Below are 15,125 nucleotides of genomic sequence, written 5' to 3'. Positions count from 1 at the left end.
CGTAAATCAAAAGAACCATGTCCAAATACTGCTTGACATGATACAAATTGTATCGTAAATTGGACGTATGGAGTTACAAAATGTATCATTTGGGATATTTTAAGTATGACCACGTTGCCTAGCCAATATACCTGTGAGAAGGAGTATAGGCAACTCTTGTAAGCTAATCCATTCTAAAGGAATGAAGCCATGAATTCAATGATTCAGGAATGGGCGGATCTCAAGTTAAATGTCCATATGTACATTCAGGAGTTTCATGGCAAATTGGTAGACCGCAAAAGACGCCCCGTTCTGTTGCTTGGTATGGACACACGAGCGATCACCTTCCTGAGCGACCTGGACTTGCCAATATCATCAGAGATGTTAATTGGTTTGGATGTAGAAGATAGCCATGTATGTGTACGACTTCACGCAAGGTTGCAATGGAAACAGCCCTTCGGAGAGCTCACATTGTATCATTCAAGTTTGCATATTCGGCAAGAGCAGACACTATATATAACGGGACAGTTAAATACAATGATTCGAGAAGTTCAGTTTCCCACGGTTTCCCGCTTTCAATATGAGAAAGCGAGCGAACAACATGCCTTAAAGGAACCCTATCATTACATTGATTTTACCATATGAGTTGAACACATTCTAAACATATTCTGAACAAGCATGTACTTAACGCCATTTTACTATATTTCATAGCGTTATGCATTAGTTCTTTAACACCAAAAGCATTTGCGCAATGAATAAAGGGGCGAGGGGGATCATACTATTTCAGGAAGTTTGGATATGGTTGAAATGCACTGCCACATTTTGTCCGGTCTGGATGATGGTCCTGTTCATATGGAACAGTCCATTGCGATGGCTGAGAAAGCGGCAGCCTCAGGAATTACCTCGATCATTGCTACTCCGCATCACCTGAACGGGCAGTACAACAATCAACCCAACGTGGTCAATCAGGCAGTGGACCTGCTACATGCAGAACTTCGCAAACGCAACATTCGCTTGGAGATCCGTTCCGGACAGGAGATCAGGGTGCATGACCACCTGATTGCAGACTTATACGCAGGAAAGTGCTGCACACTCGCCGGGAGCCGATACATGTTGCTGGAATTGCCCTTTGGTCATATCCCCTCGCAGTTCCCCGGGATACTCCAAGAACTTAAGTTGGCGGGTATCATTCCAATTATTGCTCATCCCGAACGAAATCGTCCAATCCAGAACAATCCCGATTTATTGGTTGAATATGTTGGGCAAGGTGCTCTATGTCAAATCACGGCTCAATCGGTCATAGGACTTTTCGGACGAAAAGTTCAGAGATGGTGTTTTCATTTTTGCAAAGAAAACGGATTTCATTTCATTTCATCAGATGCCCATAATATGGAAGGAAGGGCGTTCTCGATGAAAGCCGCTTATCATTTGCTTCAACGCCGATTTGGAAGTCACTTGGTTCAAAATTTGCAAAATAATGCTTGGTCGGTATGGAACAATCAAATCATAGAGCCGGAAGAACCTGTGATCATGAAGCGTAGATTGTTGTTCTGGTAACCGGCTGAAAATATATAAGACACCGTTCTTCATCATAATTGCTGATTTAAATGGGAGGAATACGAGATGGAGTTAAAAGAGTATATGCAAATTTTACGAAAACGAATTTGGATTATTGTTGCCTTTGTTGCGGTTGCTAGCATAGGGGCAGGTGTTAAAAGCTATTTTCTAACGGTACCTCTATATGAGGCGAACGCTAAATTAATCGTGAACCAGGCATATAATGCTCAAGGTGTACCAAGTCTTGATTATGGTTCAATTCAAACCAACATCAAGGTGATAAACTCCTATATGGAAATTATCAAATCTTCGGCAATCCTCGATAAAGTTGCTGCTACATACCCCGATCTTGGCATGAATGGTAATCAACTGGCACAAAGCATAAGGGTATCTACCGCGAATGAATCCCAAGTTATGAGTTTGACCGCCATCGGTTTATCTTCTGAAAAAGCCGCCAAAACGGTAAATGCCATCGCCAAAGTGTTTGAATCCCAAATCCCCGTAATTATGAAAGTGGATAATGTGACTATTCTGAGTGAAGCTAAACCCACGGATTCCTCTGGACCTATTAATTTCAATCCCGTTATAAACATCTTAATTAGTTTCCTGGTTGGGCTACTCCTATCTATAGGATTTGTGTTTTTGTTGGAATACCTGGACGATACGTTGAAAACGGAGGTTGAATTGGAAAAAGAGCTGGGGATACCTGCACTTGCTGTTATTTCCAGAATCAGAAAAGAAGAAGCGCGCTTTTCTAAACAGTCAACAACATCTCAAAAACAGGTAGGTGATGGCCAGTATGCCACGGTTAACCAATGATAAAGGGAGCCTCGTTACTATGGCTAATCCCAAGTCTACATCATCTGAAGCATATCGGAAGTTAAGAACCAATATCCAATTCTCATCGATTGATAGTCAGATTCAAACGATCATGATTGCCTCGGCCTTATCTGGTGAAGGCAAGACCACTACAATCGGCAATCTGGCAGTTACCTATGCCCAAGAAGGGAAAAAGGTACTCCTTATGGATACGGACCTGCGAAAACCTGCGTTGCATCGTATGTTTAATGTTCCTAACCATGTGGGTCTGACTAGTGTATTGTCCAGCCAATATAAAGTTAAGGAAGTAATTCGGGAAACCGGGGTGGAAGGGCTGCATGTTCTGTCTTCCGGCCCTATACCTCCTAACCCTTCAGAGATGATTGGATCTCGTAAAATGACGGCTTTGCTCCAGGATTTGAAGGAAGAATACGATGTGATTTTATTTGATACCCCTCCTGTTCTGGCAGTTACGGATGCTTTAATTATTAGTTCATTGTGTGATGGCGTCATTCTTGTTGTGAGTGCGGGCAAGGTGAAGAAGGATCTGGTTAAAAAGGCAAAAGCCCATCTTGAACATGTGAACGCACGTATCCTCGGAGCTGTCTTGAACAATGTACAGGTGCCAAAGAGTCGAAATACCTACTATGGGGAAAATGCGTAACGAATGCGCTAATTGATCCACAAATAATATCGCCAAGGTGATGTCTACTATACCTTTATCAAGGTAGGCACTCGGTCACACTGTGGGTAGTGTACCTTAGACGTATATCGTCAAGGGTGTGATGTGAGGCTGGGTTTGATGCCCTTTTATGAAATTAAAAGTAAGAATTGCATCAATTTATTTCATGATTTCATGGATTTTAATAAGTGGTCCAACTCATGCTTTTAAACATAAAAAATATTAATGGATAGGGTGGTATTTATGACTAGAGTGAGGAAAGCAATCATTCCCGCAGCCGGATTGGGAACCCGATTTTTACCCGCTACAAAGGCAATGCCTAAAGAAATGCTCCCTATTGTGGATAAACCAACCATTCAATACATCGTTGAAGAAGCTGTAGCTTCCGGGATTGAGGACATTATTATTGTAACGGGCAAGGGAAAACGTGCGATTGAAGATCATTTTGACAGCGCGTTTGAACTGGAGCAAAATCTGCTCGGAAAAGGAAAGCTCAGCTTACTGGAAGAAGTCCGAAAGTCCTCCAACGTTGATATTCATTACATAAGGCAGAAGGAAGCATTGGGACTTGGGCATGCAGTATGGTGTGCTCGAAACTTTATTGGCAATGAACCGTTTGCTGTATTGCTTGGCGATGATATTGTTGTTTCGGATGTACCGTGCACGAAGCAACTCATTCAGCAATATGAGAAGGTCAACCAGTCTGTACTCGGAGTGAAAACAGTAAGTCCAAGTGAAACCTACCGCTACGGAATTATTGATCCCTTGCATACAGAGGGGCGTTTATCTTCTGTAAACAGCATGGTTGAGAAGCCACCATTGGGTACAGCACCTTCCAACTTGGCTATTATGGGACGTTACATTTTGACACCTAAAGTATTTGAGTATCTGGAAGAACAAAATGTGGGTGCAGGTGGTGAGATCCAACTCACGGATGCGCTGCAAATGTTGAACCGGGATGAAGGAATTAGTGCTTATGATTTTGAAGGGTCCCGGTTTGACGTCGGTGAGAAACTGGGCTATATCCTGACCACACTTGATTTTGCTCTCAAAAATAAAGAATTGCGTGCGCCGGTACTCATGGCGATCGAAGAGATTTTAATGAAGGAACAATTGAACCAAATGCTTGTAGCAGGAGGGGATAGTCTGTGAAACTTTCAAGACCGGAATACTTTGGGAGTGGAGAAGCCCTGGCCAAGGATGGCACTTCGGCAGTATTGGAACAGCCTTACTCCCAGCGTGTTGGCGGATATGCTGACATAATAAAACCGTTTATCGATTTTATTATTGCGGCTATGCTATTGCTGATTACATCACCGGTCATGCTTGTTGCAGCAATTATGATTAAGCTTGATTCCAAAGGGCCTGTAATATTCAAACAAGAACGTTACGGGAAAAACGGAGTTAAATTTAGTATTTATAAATTCAGAACGATGCGTACGGATGCGCCGAAATATGGCGTATCTCCAACGACAAGCAATGATCCGAGAATTACACGACTGGGTAGATTACTGCGTAAAACTAGTCTGGATGAGCTGCCGCAATTGCTTAATATTATCAAGGGTGACATGAGCTTCATAGGCCCAAGACCTGAAATGAAGCGAATCGTAGAAGAAAGCTATACGGATCTGGAGCGCAGACGTTTTCTGGTGAAACCAGGGATTACTGGATTATGGCAAGTAAGTGATGTTCGCAAGGAACCGATTCACCATAATCTGCAATATGATTTTCACTATATCTCCAACGTCTCTATGAAGATGGATATCATTATCATTTTTAAAACCGTTGGCGTTATGATCAAAAGTAATACATTTTAGCCTACTCATTAGATAATATGGAGTGTGATCACATTGAAACATGTTGTAGTGACGGGAGCGGCCGGTTTCCTAGGCTCACATCTAGTCAAATCATTAATTGATCAAGGACATCAGGTTACCGGAATAGATAACCTTTCAACAGGCGTTTCTAAAAATCTGCAAGAGGTGGCTAACAGCCCCCTCTTTTTTTCCGTGAAGCTGATGTTACGTTGCCCGACTCACTGGATTTTCTGATGGATCAGGCTGTAGATGAAGTCTATCATCTTGCCTCACCCGCTTCACCAAAATTCTATCAGGCTGATTCGATCGGAACGATCTGGGTGAACACTCGAGGAACCTATCATTTGCTGGAGCTCGCTCGTACCAAAGGAGCAAAGTTCCTATATTCGAGTACGAGTGAAGCTTATGGAGATCCGGAAGTTCATCCGCAACCTGAGAGTTATCGAGGTAACGTGAACACCTGGGGCCCTAGAGCCTGTTATGATGAGGCCAAGCGTTTGGGTGAAGTGTTTTGTTATGAATACTACACGAAACACAGTGTTCCCGTGAAGGTAGCGCGTATTTTTAATACGTATTCCTCAGGACTACGAAACGATGACGGTCGTGTCATTTCCAACTTTGTAACACAGGCACTGACAGGGCAGGATATTACGGTGTACGGCGACGGATCACAAACACGCTCGTTCTGTTATGTGGATGATAACATTCGAGGACTACAAAAACTGATGGCTGTAGATAGAGCAAATGGGGAAATTATCAACATTGGTAATCCCACGGAATATAGCGTACTTGAAGTTGCTTGTCTGGTTAAAGAGCTTACGCAATCAGACAGCAATCTCGTTTTTTTACCTTTGCCAGAAGATGACCCTAAAGTAAGACGTCCAGTAATTGACAAGGCTCGAGAAATTTTAAATTGGGAACCTGAGATTGGCTTAGAAGAAGGTTTAAAACTTACGATCGGCCATTACCGGGCGATGTTGCAGGAAACTCCATGAAGCTGATTAAAGTGAGTTGAGAAGAATGGAAAAAGTATTAATTGCTCACAGTTTGTATCCACCCCATATCATTGGGGGCGCAGAAATATCAACGCAAATTCTGGCGCAGACGATGAATCGTCATTATGATGTCAAAGTCATTACTGTAGGTGGACACGAAAAAAGGGAAGTACGTACAGAGATAATTAACGGGATTGAAATCTCGCGGCTGCCCTATAACAATCGGTACTGGATTGGGAACTCCGTACAAGAAACATCCGCTGCCAATAAGATGATGTGGAGAGTCCAGGATATCTTTAATATTAAGCAATATCGATACATCAAGGCGTATTTAGCCAGAGTACAACCTGCTATTATTCATACCCAGAATATCCCTGGTTTGAGCCTGGCGATCTGGAAAGCTGCACATGAATTGAATATTCCAGTCGTGCATACGCTACGTGACTTTTCATTAATTGACCCTATTAAAATATCCGCATACTCCAGGTTATATAGACAAATATCAAGAAGATACAGCCGAATGATATCTTCAGTAATTGGTATATCCAACCATATACTTGGGAGTCATACAACGCTTGGATTCTTCGAAAGATCCTCCAAACATGTCATTCATAACATTGTAGAGGAAAATAACAATGTCCAGGAGTTGTATGCAGAGAAGGAGATACACCATCATCAGCCATTGAATATTGGTTACTTTGGGCAATTAACGGAAGTAAAGGGTGTTCATTATCTAATTGATGCGGTAAAAAGTCTTGGACAGGATATTGTGGGTACCTTGCATATTTTTGGGGATGGTCCACTGCTACAGCATTTGAAACAGTTAGTAGGGTCAGAATCACGCATTATTTTTAGAGGGAAACTGGATAAATCTCAGATTTCCCCACAGATGAAAGAGATGGATCTTACCGTTGTTCCCTCTACGTGGGCTGAACCTTTTGGAAGAGTAGTGATCGAATCTTATCAGGTTGGTACGCCTGTGTATGCTTCTCGTGTTGGAGGGATGGCGGAAATTCTGCTGGATACAGATGAATTTGCCTTTACTTCTCACAGCTCTGAGTCTATTACACAGTCTATTCTTCAGTATTATCACATGAGTGAGCAAAAGAAAATTAATTTAAAGAAGCGATGTTATCAACATAGCCAACTTTTTAATGAGAACTATCTTCTTCAGAAGCATATGGATATATACGAAAAGCTGATCAGGCATGGAGGTTAACATGCAGATTATTTCCATGAATGCAGGGACACCAGTATACTTAAAAGCCAACGTCAAACCTAAGCATGCATTATTTAAGGTCATGATCCATGTATTATTGGTCTATCTGTCATGCTACGGCCTAATTTCCATTTATGTGGATAATATAATCATTCGGTCTCTAAAAGATGCGGGAATGTTATTTCTAGCTGTATTTGCTTTAAGCAAAGTATATCGGAGTCAGCATGAATTCATCATTCCTTTTATTTTCTTGCTTGGTTCAGTTACTGCAATAGGTTCCATGAACCTGTTGCTAGGCGGGAGTATAGTCTCGCTAATCTACGGACTCAAGATTACTTTTCTGCCAATAATGATGATGTTCACGGGAATGTTAATTTCCAGAATTAAGGGTATATATTTATTTGCCAGAATCAATCTAATCATCTTGTTACTGCTTATAACTGGGTGGTTAATTCAGTATTCACTCGGAATACAGCAGTTGATTTCTCTTGGTTTTGTCTATGGGGTTAACATCAAGAACTACCTAGAAGGCGTTCCGCGCCTGTCTTCCATAACCTATTCGCCTGACGGATACGCATATGCTCTGTTGATTACAGGCCTTATCGCGGAAAAAACCCGACTGGCAGAGAGATATCGTCTATTCCGCCTTTTTATTCAAATATTGACGATCAGCTTCTTGCTCTTTTCTACGATCCGTTCGGCCCTAGTTCTCTGGCTCGTTTATCAGATTGTGATGTTTTTCCTCCATGTCCGCAAGTACAATAAAAAAAATATGCTTCTTCTGGCAGGTGTCTTTCTGTTGCTTCCAGCGGTCGCCGTGTTTGTTACCCGGATGCTGGACAGCTACAATCTGCTCTCCGTCAGCTCGTTGTTAGATCGGTTTCAGAGTTGGGGGGTCAATCTGACGTCACCATTTACGATGGCTGGAGTAATTGGGAGTGGCTTAGGTTCTGTAGGAGCAGCCAGTCGGAGAACTCATATTATAGGATTGCAGTCGAACAATTTTGCCGTAGATAACCAATACTTTTCATTTTATGAGCAGACGGGATGGCTGGGTCTTTTGTATTGGTTTGCTCTGTTCATGTGGATCATGATATGCCTTGTAAAACAAATGAATAGGCTACCTGCTACAAAAGTTATGGGATTGCCACAAATGGCGATTGCGCTTGGAATCGGAGTGGCGGCGGCAAGTCTTACAACGAACGTGCTCGAGATGTTTCCTGGTAATATATCGATATGGATAGTTATTGGTATGGCTCTTTATCAGCATCCCGAAACAGAAGTTATACCTTATGAAGCAGGTGAGCTTAAATGAAGGTTCTGCATATAGGAGAATACGTTGTTGGTGGTGTGGCGACATATTTAAACGAGCTTGTTGCATACCAACGTCATATTTTTGATGTTTATTTGTTGATGAGCGACTATAATTCGGCTTCTGATTTCGATTTGGAGCCAGATCGCATTTTTCGTTACAAGTATAAGCGCCATCCCAAACACTTTTTCTCGGCCATGAGACAGATTCACCAAGCCATACGACGTATTCAACCGGATATTATTCATGTTCACAGCTCATTTGCGGGTATGCTCGCAAGGGGCTTGTTTTTTATTTCTCCCCGTAAAGCCAGCGTATTTTATTGCTCACATGGATGGTCCTTTCTAATGGATACTAAGCCTTTACATAAAAAGGCTTATTTCATAATCGAGAAAGTGCTGGAGTTCAAAACAGATTTTATCATCAATATTTCGAAGTATGAGTTGGAACAGTCCGTTCAATTAGGGATGTCTCCTGCCAAATCAAGGTTTGTGTACAGTGGATTGCGGGATCGTAAAAATATCCAGCGACCAGATCAATCTTCATCAGTGGTTCGAGATGATTTGGATAAGACGAGTGTCATTCAGCTCTTATTCGTTGGCAGATATGATCGACAGAAGGGACTAGATATCCTTCTGGATGTCATGGGTAAATATCCTGAACTTCAACAATTGATTCGGCTATATGTTATTGGAGATAGCGTGTTGGAAAAGAATGAGTGGATTTTTCCTGAAAATGTTGTTCGGTTGGGTTGGGTGGACAATGCGGAAATTGACCACTACTACGAGCAATGCGATGCAATTATCATGCCATCCAGGTGGGAGGGATTACCCTTGGTAGCTCTGGAAGCTATGAAGAACCACAAGCCAGTGATCGCAAGCAATCGGGCCTCTTTGCCGGAGTTAGTCTCACATGGCATGAACGGATACATCTTTGATTTGGAACGACCCGAAGAGCTGAGAGAGATTCTTATGAGTTTGGATAAAATGACGCTGGCCGCCATGGGCGAAGTAGGTCATGGCATTTACAAGGAGAAGTTCAGCTCTGATCGAATGAATGAAGAGTTCGTTAGTCTCTATTATGAAGCGAGGAATATCGGGGTTGCCTTCCAGGGGGTTCATCCTGCTTCACGTTTGGAAATTTCAAAGAGAAATGGAGAATAACATGATCAGAATATATATTAATGCCCGCTTCCTAACTCAGACCGTTACCGGAGTACAGCGGTATGCTATTGAGCTTATAAAGGAAATAGACAAACTCATTGAGGCGGGAGAGGTGGATGGAACAAGATATGAGTTTTGTCTGCTTTCCCCCGCAAATGTTATCACTAAACTTGAATTAAAGCATATCCGTCACCAGGTGGTCGGCAGATTCAAGGGACATGTGTGGGAGCAGCTTGAGCTCCCGCTCTATGCGAGGAAAGGATTACTGATCAACCTTTGTAACACAGGCCCGGCGTTCAAACGAAATCAGGTCGTTACAATCCACGATGCATCCGTATTCAGTTATCCGAAGGCATTTTCTTTTGCTTTTCGTTCATGGTATCAGTTTTTGACCGTTAGGTTGGGGAAGATTTCCAAAAAGGTGATCACGGTATCCAATTTCTCCAAAGGAGAACTGATCCAACACTGCAAAATTGCCGCACAGAAAGTAACCGTCACTCATTTGGGCATTGATCATATTCATCATAGGCAAGCTGCTCAAGGAACGCTGGAGAAATACGGGATTAAATCACCGTACGTCCTGGCTGTCAGCACCATGAATCCATATAAGAACTTCAAGCTGATTTTAGAAATTTTGCCTGAGGTGAAGGCGCAAAATTTGAGTGTGGTCATTGTTGGTTCGAAAAACAGCAAGGTATTCAGCAATCACGCATTGAGCGAATCGGATGGCATAAATTGGGTGGGTTATGTGACGGACGAAGAGTTAAAAGCGTTGTACGAACATGCTGCTGGCTTCATTTTCCCGTCGTTGTATGAAGGATTTGGCTTGCCGCCGCTTGAGGCGATGGCGCTCGGGTGTCCGGTGATTGTATCTTCTCGAGGGTCCATTCCGGAAGTATGTGGGGAAGCTGGGCTTTACTTTGATCCTCATCATCCGCAGGAAGCCGCTTCACGCCTAGTCGAGATTATGTCTGACCCGGAGCTTGGCCAGAGATTGTCCATTCAGGGCAGAGAGCATTCGGCTTTTTTTTCCTGGAACAAATGTGCCAAGGATACAGTCAACGTAATCATGAGTACGGTGTAAGAAGGCTTTATGCGGTCTTTCAAGGGAGATAAAACCTATGAATAAGGTATTTGTTGCTATTGATTTCCCGCCCGAAAAAGGAGGGATTCATGATTACGCTTATGGACTTATATCACAGATTCCGGCAGAAGAGACTACGGTTCTAACGAATAAAATAAAGGATGTTGCAGCGTCAGAACAATTTGACCAGAAGACCGATTTCGAGATTATCCGGAAACGAATCTTTTGGAATTCCAATAAGCTCCTGCTCATCGTATCGCAGCTGATCCTATTCTTCCAGCTTATTATTCTGAAATGGCGCAAAAAGGCCGATGAAATACACTTTGTTAACATATTCCCAGTAGGCATCACAGGCCCGTTTATGAAATTTTTTTTCGGGATTAAATATTTCCCTTATGTTCATGGCCTGGATGTAATGGGGATGGTGAATAGCAAGTTGTTTCCACTCTTGTTGTTCATATTGAGGCGGTCTGAAAAGGTGATTGCCAATAGTCAGTACACCAAGTCAAAGTTGGTGGAGCTCGGCATTCCGGAGATGCAGATAGTCATTATTCCACCGGGATTAAACGTAAGTAAACTAATTGGTGGTTCTGAATTCAATGAAGATATCAGGGATAAATATGATCTGCAAGGCAAAAAAGTGATGATAACCGTCTCTCGTTTGGTTGAGCGTAAAGGACATGATGTCACTCTTAAAGCTATTAGTCATGTGATCGAGCGGATTCCTAATCTGAAATATCTAATATGTGGAGAGGGTCCACACAGAGGGGAATTGGAACGTCTGGTGAGGCAGTACGGGTTAGAATCTGTAGTCGTTTTTACAGGCGGCATCACTGACCATGAGCTGCATCAGATATATGAATGTTCTGATCTTTTTGTCATGCCTAGCCGTGATATTAAGGAAAAAGGTGATGTAGAAGGTTTCGGAATCGTATTCCTTGAAGCCAATTACTACAGATTACCTGTGATTGCGGGCAACAGCGGTGGAATTCCTGACGCAGTAAAGGACGAGATAACGGGTTATCTTGTAAATCCTCTGGATGAAAAGGAAATCGCCAATCGTATCGAAGAATTGATTACGGATGAAGGACTGGCCAGAACGATGGGAAATAACGGTTATGACTGGGTTATTAATCATTGCTTATGGTCGCATCGCGGACAGCTGTTGAAGCAATTAGCCTGAACAAATAAAACTGTATATTTGGGGTGAGATAATGAGGGCTTCAGTATCCATTTGCACACACAACAGAGCAATAGACACGATGCAGGCTGTTGAAAGTGTTTTGAATGGGGACACGGGTAATGATGATTACGAGATTCTGGTTATTGATAATAATTCAACTGATAACACAAAAGAATTATTCGACTCTCTTAACATGCCAGCGCATGTTCGCTATATTTTCGAGCCTCAATTAGGATTATCCTATGCAAGAAATAGAGCGATACAGGAAGCGAAAGGAGAGTTCATTTTATTCCTGGATGATGACGCACTAGCGTGTGCTACCTGGATTAAAGAAGTCGTTAGAATTTTTGATATGGATTCCCAAATTGGTTGTGTTGGTGGAAAAATAGTACCTATCTGGGAGGGCGGAAAGCCTGATTGGATACCACATGATATCGTTAGTCTGTACACGCTGATGGATTTTTCTAACGAAATTGTGGAAATGCAGGCACCCTCTATTCCTTTTGGTGCTAATGTAGCTTTCAGGATGAGTATTTTTCAGCAGATTAAACCATTTAGAGAAGATTTGGGACGTGTAGGTAGCAACTTAATGTCAAGTGAAGAAAGCGAGCTAATTGGTCGAGTTCGTCTAGAGTATAAAGTTTTTTACAGTCCATACGCTATTGTAGAGCACAAAATAGCAAAAAGTAGGCTAACTAAACGTTGGTTACTGCGAAGAGTTTACTGGCAAGGCATAAGTGATGCAACACGTTATAAGAAGAGTGGATGGGGAATATTCAAGCATACTGTAAGAATTGTTCAGGCGGCGTTATTAATTTTAATCTCTTTTAATAATGTCCAAAAGGTAATGAGTGAAATGGCTAAGATATCTTATCGTAACGGAACGATCGTAGGGTCTTTCCGGAACAGCAGAGGACTGAACACCTGATGAACATGGCTGTTGCCAAAAATCCAAGACAACGTAGTATGGTCCAGACCATTTTTATGACCAGTGTTGCCAATATTCTTATTATGGCTGTGACGACTCTCACTTCTATTATTACAGCCCGAATGTTCGGGGCAACCGGTAAAGGTGAACTTGCTGCTGTACTGTTCTGGCCCGCCTTTATATCTGGTCTGGCTGCATTTGGCCTGCCAACCTCGTTAATCTACAATGTGAAAAAGAACATAAATCAATTGCCAACGTACATCAGCATGAGTTTTGCGGTTCAAATTCCAATCAGCTTGATAGCTGGGGTTGTAAGTTGGTTTGGCATCTCTTTCTGGCTCTCCGGATATTCGGAATCGGTCGTTTCCATTGCGCGCTGGTATACGGTATCCATGGTTCCTGTAATGCTTTTTATGGGAGTGCTTGCAGCCGCCGCCCAAGGAACGGATAAATTCCATATTTATAATCTATCGAGGCTGTTTGCCCCCTTATTTAATCTTGTTGGTCTGGTGTTGCTGTGGATAACAGGCGTATTGACGGTGGAAAGAGCAATTATTGTTAGTTTTGCAGCCAATGTACTTGTATTAATCTGTTACATGTATGCCATGAGGCAGCAAATATTCAGTTCAGTAAGCAAGCTGGCAGGTCAATTGAGAACCTGTATTCACCTATTCAGTTATGGTATTCGAGTATACGGTGTGGAGCTGCTTGGTACTTTGTATAACCAGTTTGATAAAATAATTATTTTGGCTTTACTTACACCCAAAGATTTTGGGTTATATTCGGTTGTTTTTGCCCTCTCCCGAATGTTTAACGTGGTTCAGACTGCGATAACGAATGTGATCTTTCCGAAGGTCGCAGGCATGGAGCAGCAGAAGGTATTGACTCTAGTAGGCAGAGCCTTCCGTATTAGTATGGTTCTTATGACGATCATCATCATACCTAGTATGCTGATTGGTCGTTTTTTTATTGGAATACTGTTCGGATCGGAATTTCTTGAAGCTAGCGGTGTGTTTTATTTGTTATCTCTGGAATGCATTGTTGGCGGAGGATCCTGGATTCTGGCTTCGGCATTCAATGCGTTGGGAAGACCTGGGGTAATTGTACTCCGGCAGATTGTAGCATTGGCAGTGACCATTACTTTATTTTTTGTGCTCACTCCACTACTGGGCTTATACGGAATAGGGTTAGCATTATTGCTCGGTTCCTTTGTTCGCATGTTAATGTCATTAGCATCTGTATCCATTATTTTCAAAATGCCTATGCATAAGATGCTGTACAACAAGGAAGATATTCCTTTTCTAAAGGAAAGATTGAGAGAGAAAAATATACTCAAAGGAGCCGGAAAAGATGTCAAACGTGCAAAGGATTCATCCCATGGATGAGTTGAAAAAGCAGCTTGAATCCATACTGGAGGTCATACCTTCTAATTCCAAAATTTATTATATTGATTACCCTGTCCATAGCAATTGTGGTGATCTTCTTATTATGAAAGGAACAGAGACTTTTTTTAAGGACCACCGTATTCACGTCACCCATAGATATAGTGTTTATGATTTTGATTATCAGGTTGAAATACCACGAGATGAAATCATTGTACTCCATGGTGGCGGGAATTTTGGCGATTTATACGAAGCACATCAAAAATTGAGAGAAAATATTGTTCAGCAATATCCGAATCATAAGATTGTGATTCTTCCTCAGACGATATTTTATAAGGATCAGTCTGCTCTTCATAGAACCGCTGCCATTTTTAATCAACATCCAGATCTCCATATATATGTTAGAGATGAAATATCGTTTCAAATTGCATCCGAGAATTTCCCCAACTGTGAGGTGGCTTTAATTCCTGATATGGCACATCAATTATGGCCAATTGAATTGAAACGTTCCCCGCGTAAAGAAAAGTTGAATTTCTTTAGAACAGATATTGAACAACTCTCTCTTCAATCTTCGATTTCAACAGAGCAGCAAGGTGACTACTTAGATTGGCCAACATTATATAACAGATATGAAAAGAAACTTATTTACTACATCAGTAAAGGACTGAAAAAGCGGGCTTCACGAGCCATTTCACAGTTTTTATGGATGAAATATAGTGATTATCTGGTGAATAAGGCTATTCGCTGTTTCGCGGACTATCGCATGATTCATTCTTCCAGATTACACGGACACATCTTATCCTGCCTTATGGCAAAACCCAATGTGCTAATTGATAACTCCTACGGGAAAAACTCTGGATATTATCGGATATGGACTCATGAAGTTAACACGGCAAACATGGATACCTCTTCAAAAACGATCTCTCCACCTACAGCTAAGTATTTGGAAACAACCGCAACAGTATAAAAAAACCGGACTCAAATGCGTGTAAAATATAGAGAGTG

The 15,125-nt window shown here is 42.0% G+C and carries 16 protein-coding genes; all 16 read left to right on the top strand.

The annotated features are described in order from the left end of the window. The first annotated feature begins 189 nt into the window (after positions 1 to 189). A complete protein-coding gene (locus tag ACR1R9_RS20935) occupies positions 190 to 624 on the top strand; it encodes a hypothetical protein (protein ID WP_433948898.1) in 435 nt (144 codons plus the stop codon). A 153-nt stretch (positions 625 to 777) separates the two neighbouring features. Further along, complete coding sequence (locus ACR1R9_RS20930) at positions 778 to 1,536, top strand: tyrosine-protein phosphatase (protein WP_433922824.1); 759 nt, start codon at positions 778 to 780, stop codon at positions 1,534 to 1,536. Positions 1,537 to 1,602: 66 nt separating this feature from the next. Further along, entirely contained in the window at positions 1,603 to 2,355 is a 753-nt protein-coding gene (locus ACR1R9_RS20925; RefSeq protein WP_433922825.1) for a YveK family protein, read from the top strand. Further along, positions 2,336 to 3,019 carry a CpsD/CapB family tyrosine-protein kinase gene (locus ACR1R9_RS20920; protein WP_433922826.1) on the top strand — a complete coding sequence of 228 codons (684 nt, stop codon included), beginning with the start codon at positions 2,336 to 2,338 and terminating at the stop codon, positions 3,017 to 3,019. Before ACR1R9_RS20925 ends, ACR1R9_RS20920 begins: the two co-directional genes overlap by 20 nt. 261 nt (positions 3,020 to 3,280) lie before the next feature. Then, positions 3,281 to 4,189, top strand: a complete 909-nt coding sequence (gene galU / locus ACR1R9_RS20915) for a UTP--glucose-1-phosphate uridylyltransferase GalU (protein ID WP_076291493.1) — start codon at positions 3,281 to 3,283, stop codon at positions 4,187 to 4,189. Beyond that, positions 4,186 to 4,854 (top strand): sugar transferase, encoded by a 669-nt coding sequence (locus tag ACR1R9_RS20910; RefSeq protein ID WP_433922827.1) that lies wholly within the window; start codon positions 4,186 to 4,188, stop codon positions 4,852 to 4,854. The genes galU and ACR1R9_RS20910 overlap by 4 nt, the downstream gene beginning before the upstream one ends. A 24-nt stretch (positions 4,855 to 4,878) precedes the next feature. After that, positions 4,879 to 5,088: an NAD-dependent epimerase/dehydratase family protein gene (locus tag ACR1R9_RS20905; protein WP_433956389.1), complete on the top strand. Its 210-nt coding sequence runs from the start codon at positions 4,879 to 4,881 to the stop codon at positions 5,086 to 5,088. Further along, positions 5,064 to 5,849 (top strand): NAD-dependent epimerase/dehydratase family protein, encoded by a 786-nt coding sequence (locus ACR1R9_RS20900; RefSeq protein WP_433956388.1) that lies wholly within the window; start codon positions 5,064 to 5,066, stop codon positions 5,847 to 5,849. The genes ACR1R9_RS20905 and ACR1R9_RS20900 overlap by 25 nt, the downstream gene beginning before the upstream one ends. Positions 5,850 to 5,874: 25 nt before the next feature. Then, positions 5,875 to 7,068 carry a glycosyltransferase gene (locus ACR1R9_RS20895; RefSeq protein ID WP_433922829.1) on the top strand — a complete coding sequence of 398 codons (1,194 nt, stop codon included), beginning with the start codon at positions 5,875 to 5,877 and terminating at the stop codon, positions 7,066 to 7,068. A 1-nt stretch (position 7,069) separates the two neighbouring features. Further along, positions 7,070 to 8,383, top strand: a complete 1,314-nt coding sequence (locus ACR1R9_RS20890; RefSeq protein WP_433922830.1) for a hypothetical protein — start codon at positions 7,070 to 7,072, stop codon at positions 8,381 to 8,383. Beyond that, entirely contained in the window at positions 8,380 to 9,543 is a 1,164-nt protein-coding gene (locus ACR1R9_RS20885) for a glycosyltransferase (RefSeq protein WP_433922831.1), read from the top strand. Before ACR1R9_RS20890 ends, ACR1R9_RS20885 begins: the two co-directional genes overlap by 4 nt. Position 9,544: 1 nt before the next feature. After that, a complete protein-coding gene (locus tag ACR1R9_RS20880) occupies positions 9,545 to 10,627 on the top strand; it encodes a glycosyltransferase family 4 protein (RefSeq protein WP_175383687.1) in 1,083 nt (360 codons plus the stop codon). Between the two features lie 37 nt (positions 10,628 to 10,664). Beyond that, a complete protein-coding gene (locus ACR1R9_RS20875; RefSeq protein ID WP_433922832.1) occupies positions 10,665 to 11,810 on the top strand; it encodes a glycosyltransferase family 4 protein in 1,146 nt (381 codons plus the stop codon). Positions 11,811 to 11,841: 31 nt separating this feature from the next. Continuing rightward, positions 11,842 to 12,738: a glycosyltransferase gene (locus ACR1R9_RS20870; protein WP_310852208.1), complete on the top strand. Its 897-nt coding sequence runs from the start codon at positions 11,842 to 11,844 to the stop codon at positions 12,736 to 12,738. Then, positions 12,738 to 14,123 (top strand): lipopolysaccharide biosynthesis protein, encoded by a 1,386-nt coding sequence (locus tag ACR1R9_RS20865; protein ID WP_433922833.1) that lies wholly within the window; start codon positions 12,738 to 12,740, stop codon positions 14,121 to 14,123. The genes ACR1R9_RS20870 and ACR1R9_RS20865 overlap by 1 nt, the downstream gene beginning before the upstream one ends. After that, complete coding sequence (locus ACR1R9_RS20860; protein WP_433956387.1) at positions 14,116 to 15,087, top strand: polysaccharide pyruvyl transferase family protein; 972 nt, start codon at positions 14,116 to 14,118, stop codon at positions 15,085 to 15,087. The genes ACR1R9_RS20865 and ACR1R9_RS20860 overlap by 8 nt, the downstream gene beginning before the upstream one ends. The last annotated feature ends 38 nt before the right edge of the window (positions 15,088 to 15,125 follow it).

The organism is Paenibacillus taichungensis, from assembly GCF_050994985.1.
Lineage (GTDB): Bacteria > Bacillota > Bacilli > Paenibacillales > Paenibacillaceae > Paenibacillus > Paenibacillus taichungensis.
The sequence above is the reverse complement of the archived record's forward strand: the minus strand, read 5'-3'. Positions and strand labels throughout refer to the sequence as shown.

Excerpts from the sequence above, each read along its gene's own strand:
- ACR1R9_RS20935 (WP_433948898.1), top strand. The coding sequence starts at position 190 with ATGAATTCAATGATTCAGGAATGGGCGGATCTCAAGTTAAATGTCCAT.
- ACR1R9_RS20930 (WP_433922824.1), top strand. The coding sequence starts at position 778 with ATGGTTGAAATGCACTGCCACATTTTGTCCGGTCTGGATGATGGTCCT.
- ACR1R9_RS20925 (WP_433922825.1), top strand. The coding sequence starts at position 1,603 with ATGGAGTTAAAAGAGTATATGCAAATTTTACGAAAACGAATTTGGATT.
- ACR1R9_RS20920 (WP_433922826.1), top strand. The coding sequence starts at position 2,336 with ATGCCACGGTTAACCAATGATAAAGGGAGCCTCGTTACTATGGCTAAT.
- galU (WP_076291493.1), top strand. The coding sequence starts at position 3,281 with ATGACTAGAGTGAGGAAAGCAATCATTCCCGCAGCCGGATTGGGAACC.
- ACR1R9_RS20895 (WP_433922829.1), top strand. The coding sequence starts at position 5,875 with ATGGAAAAAGTATTAATTGCTCACAGTTTGTATCCACCCCATATCATT.
- ACR1R9_RS20890 (WP_433922830.1), top strand. The coding sequence starts at position 7,070 with ATGCAGATTATTTCCATGAATGCAGGGACACCAGTATACTTAAAAGCC.
- ACR1R9_RS20885 (WP_433922831.1), top strand. The coding sequence starts at position 8,380 with ATGAAGGTTCTGCATATAGGAGAATACGTTGTTGGTGGTGTGGCGACA.
- ACR1R9_RS20880 (WP_175383687.1), top strand. The coding sequence starts at position 9,545 with ATGATCAGAATATATATTAATGCCCGCTTCCTAACTCAGACCGTTACC.
- ACR1R9_RS20875 (WP_433922832.1), top strand. The coding sequence starts at position 10,665 with ATGAATAAGGTATTTGTTGCTATTGATTTCCCGCCCGAAAAAGGAGGG.
- ACR1R9_RS20870 (WP_310852208.1), top strand. The coding sequence starts at position 11,842 with ATGAGGGCTTCAGTATCCATTTGCACACACAACAGAGCAATAGACACG.
- ACR1R9_RS20865 (WP_433922833.1), top strand. The coding sequence starts at position 12,738 with ATGAACATGGCTGTTGCCAAAAATCCAAGACAACGTAGTATGGTCCAG.
- ACR1R9_RS20860 (WP_433956387.1), top strand. The coding sequence starts at position 14,116 with ATGGATGAGTTGAAAAAGCAGCTTGAATCCATACTGGAGGTCATACCT.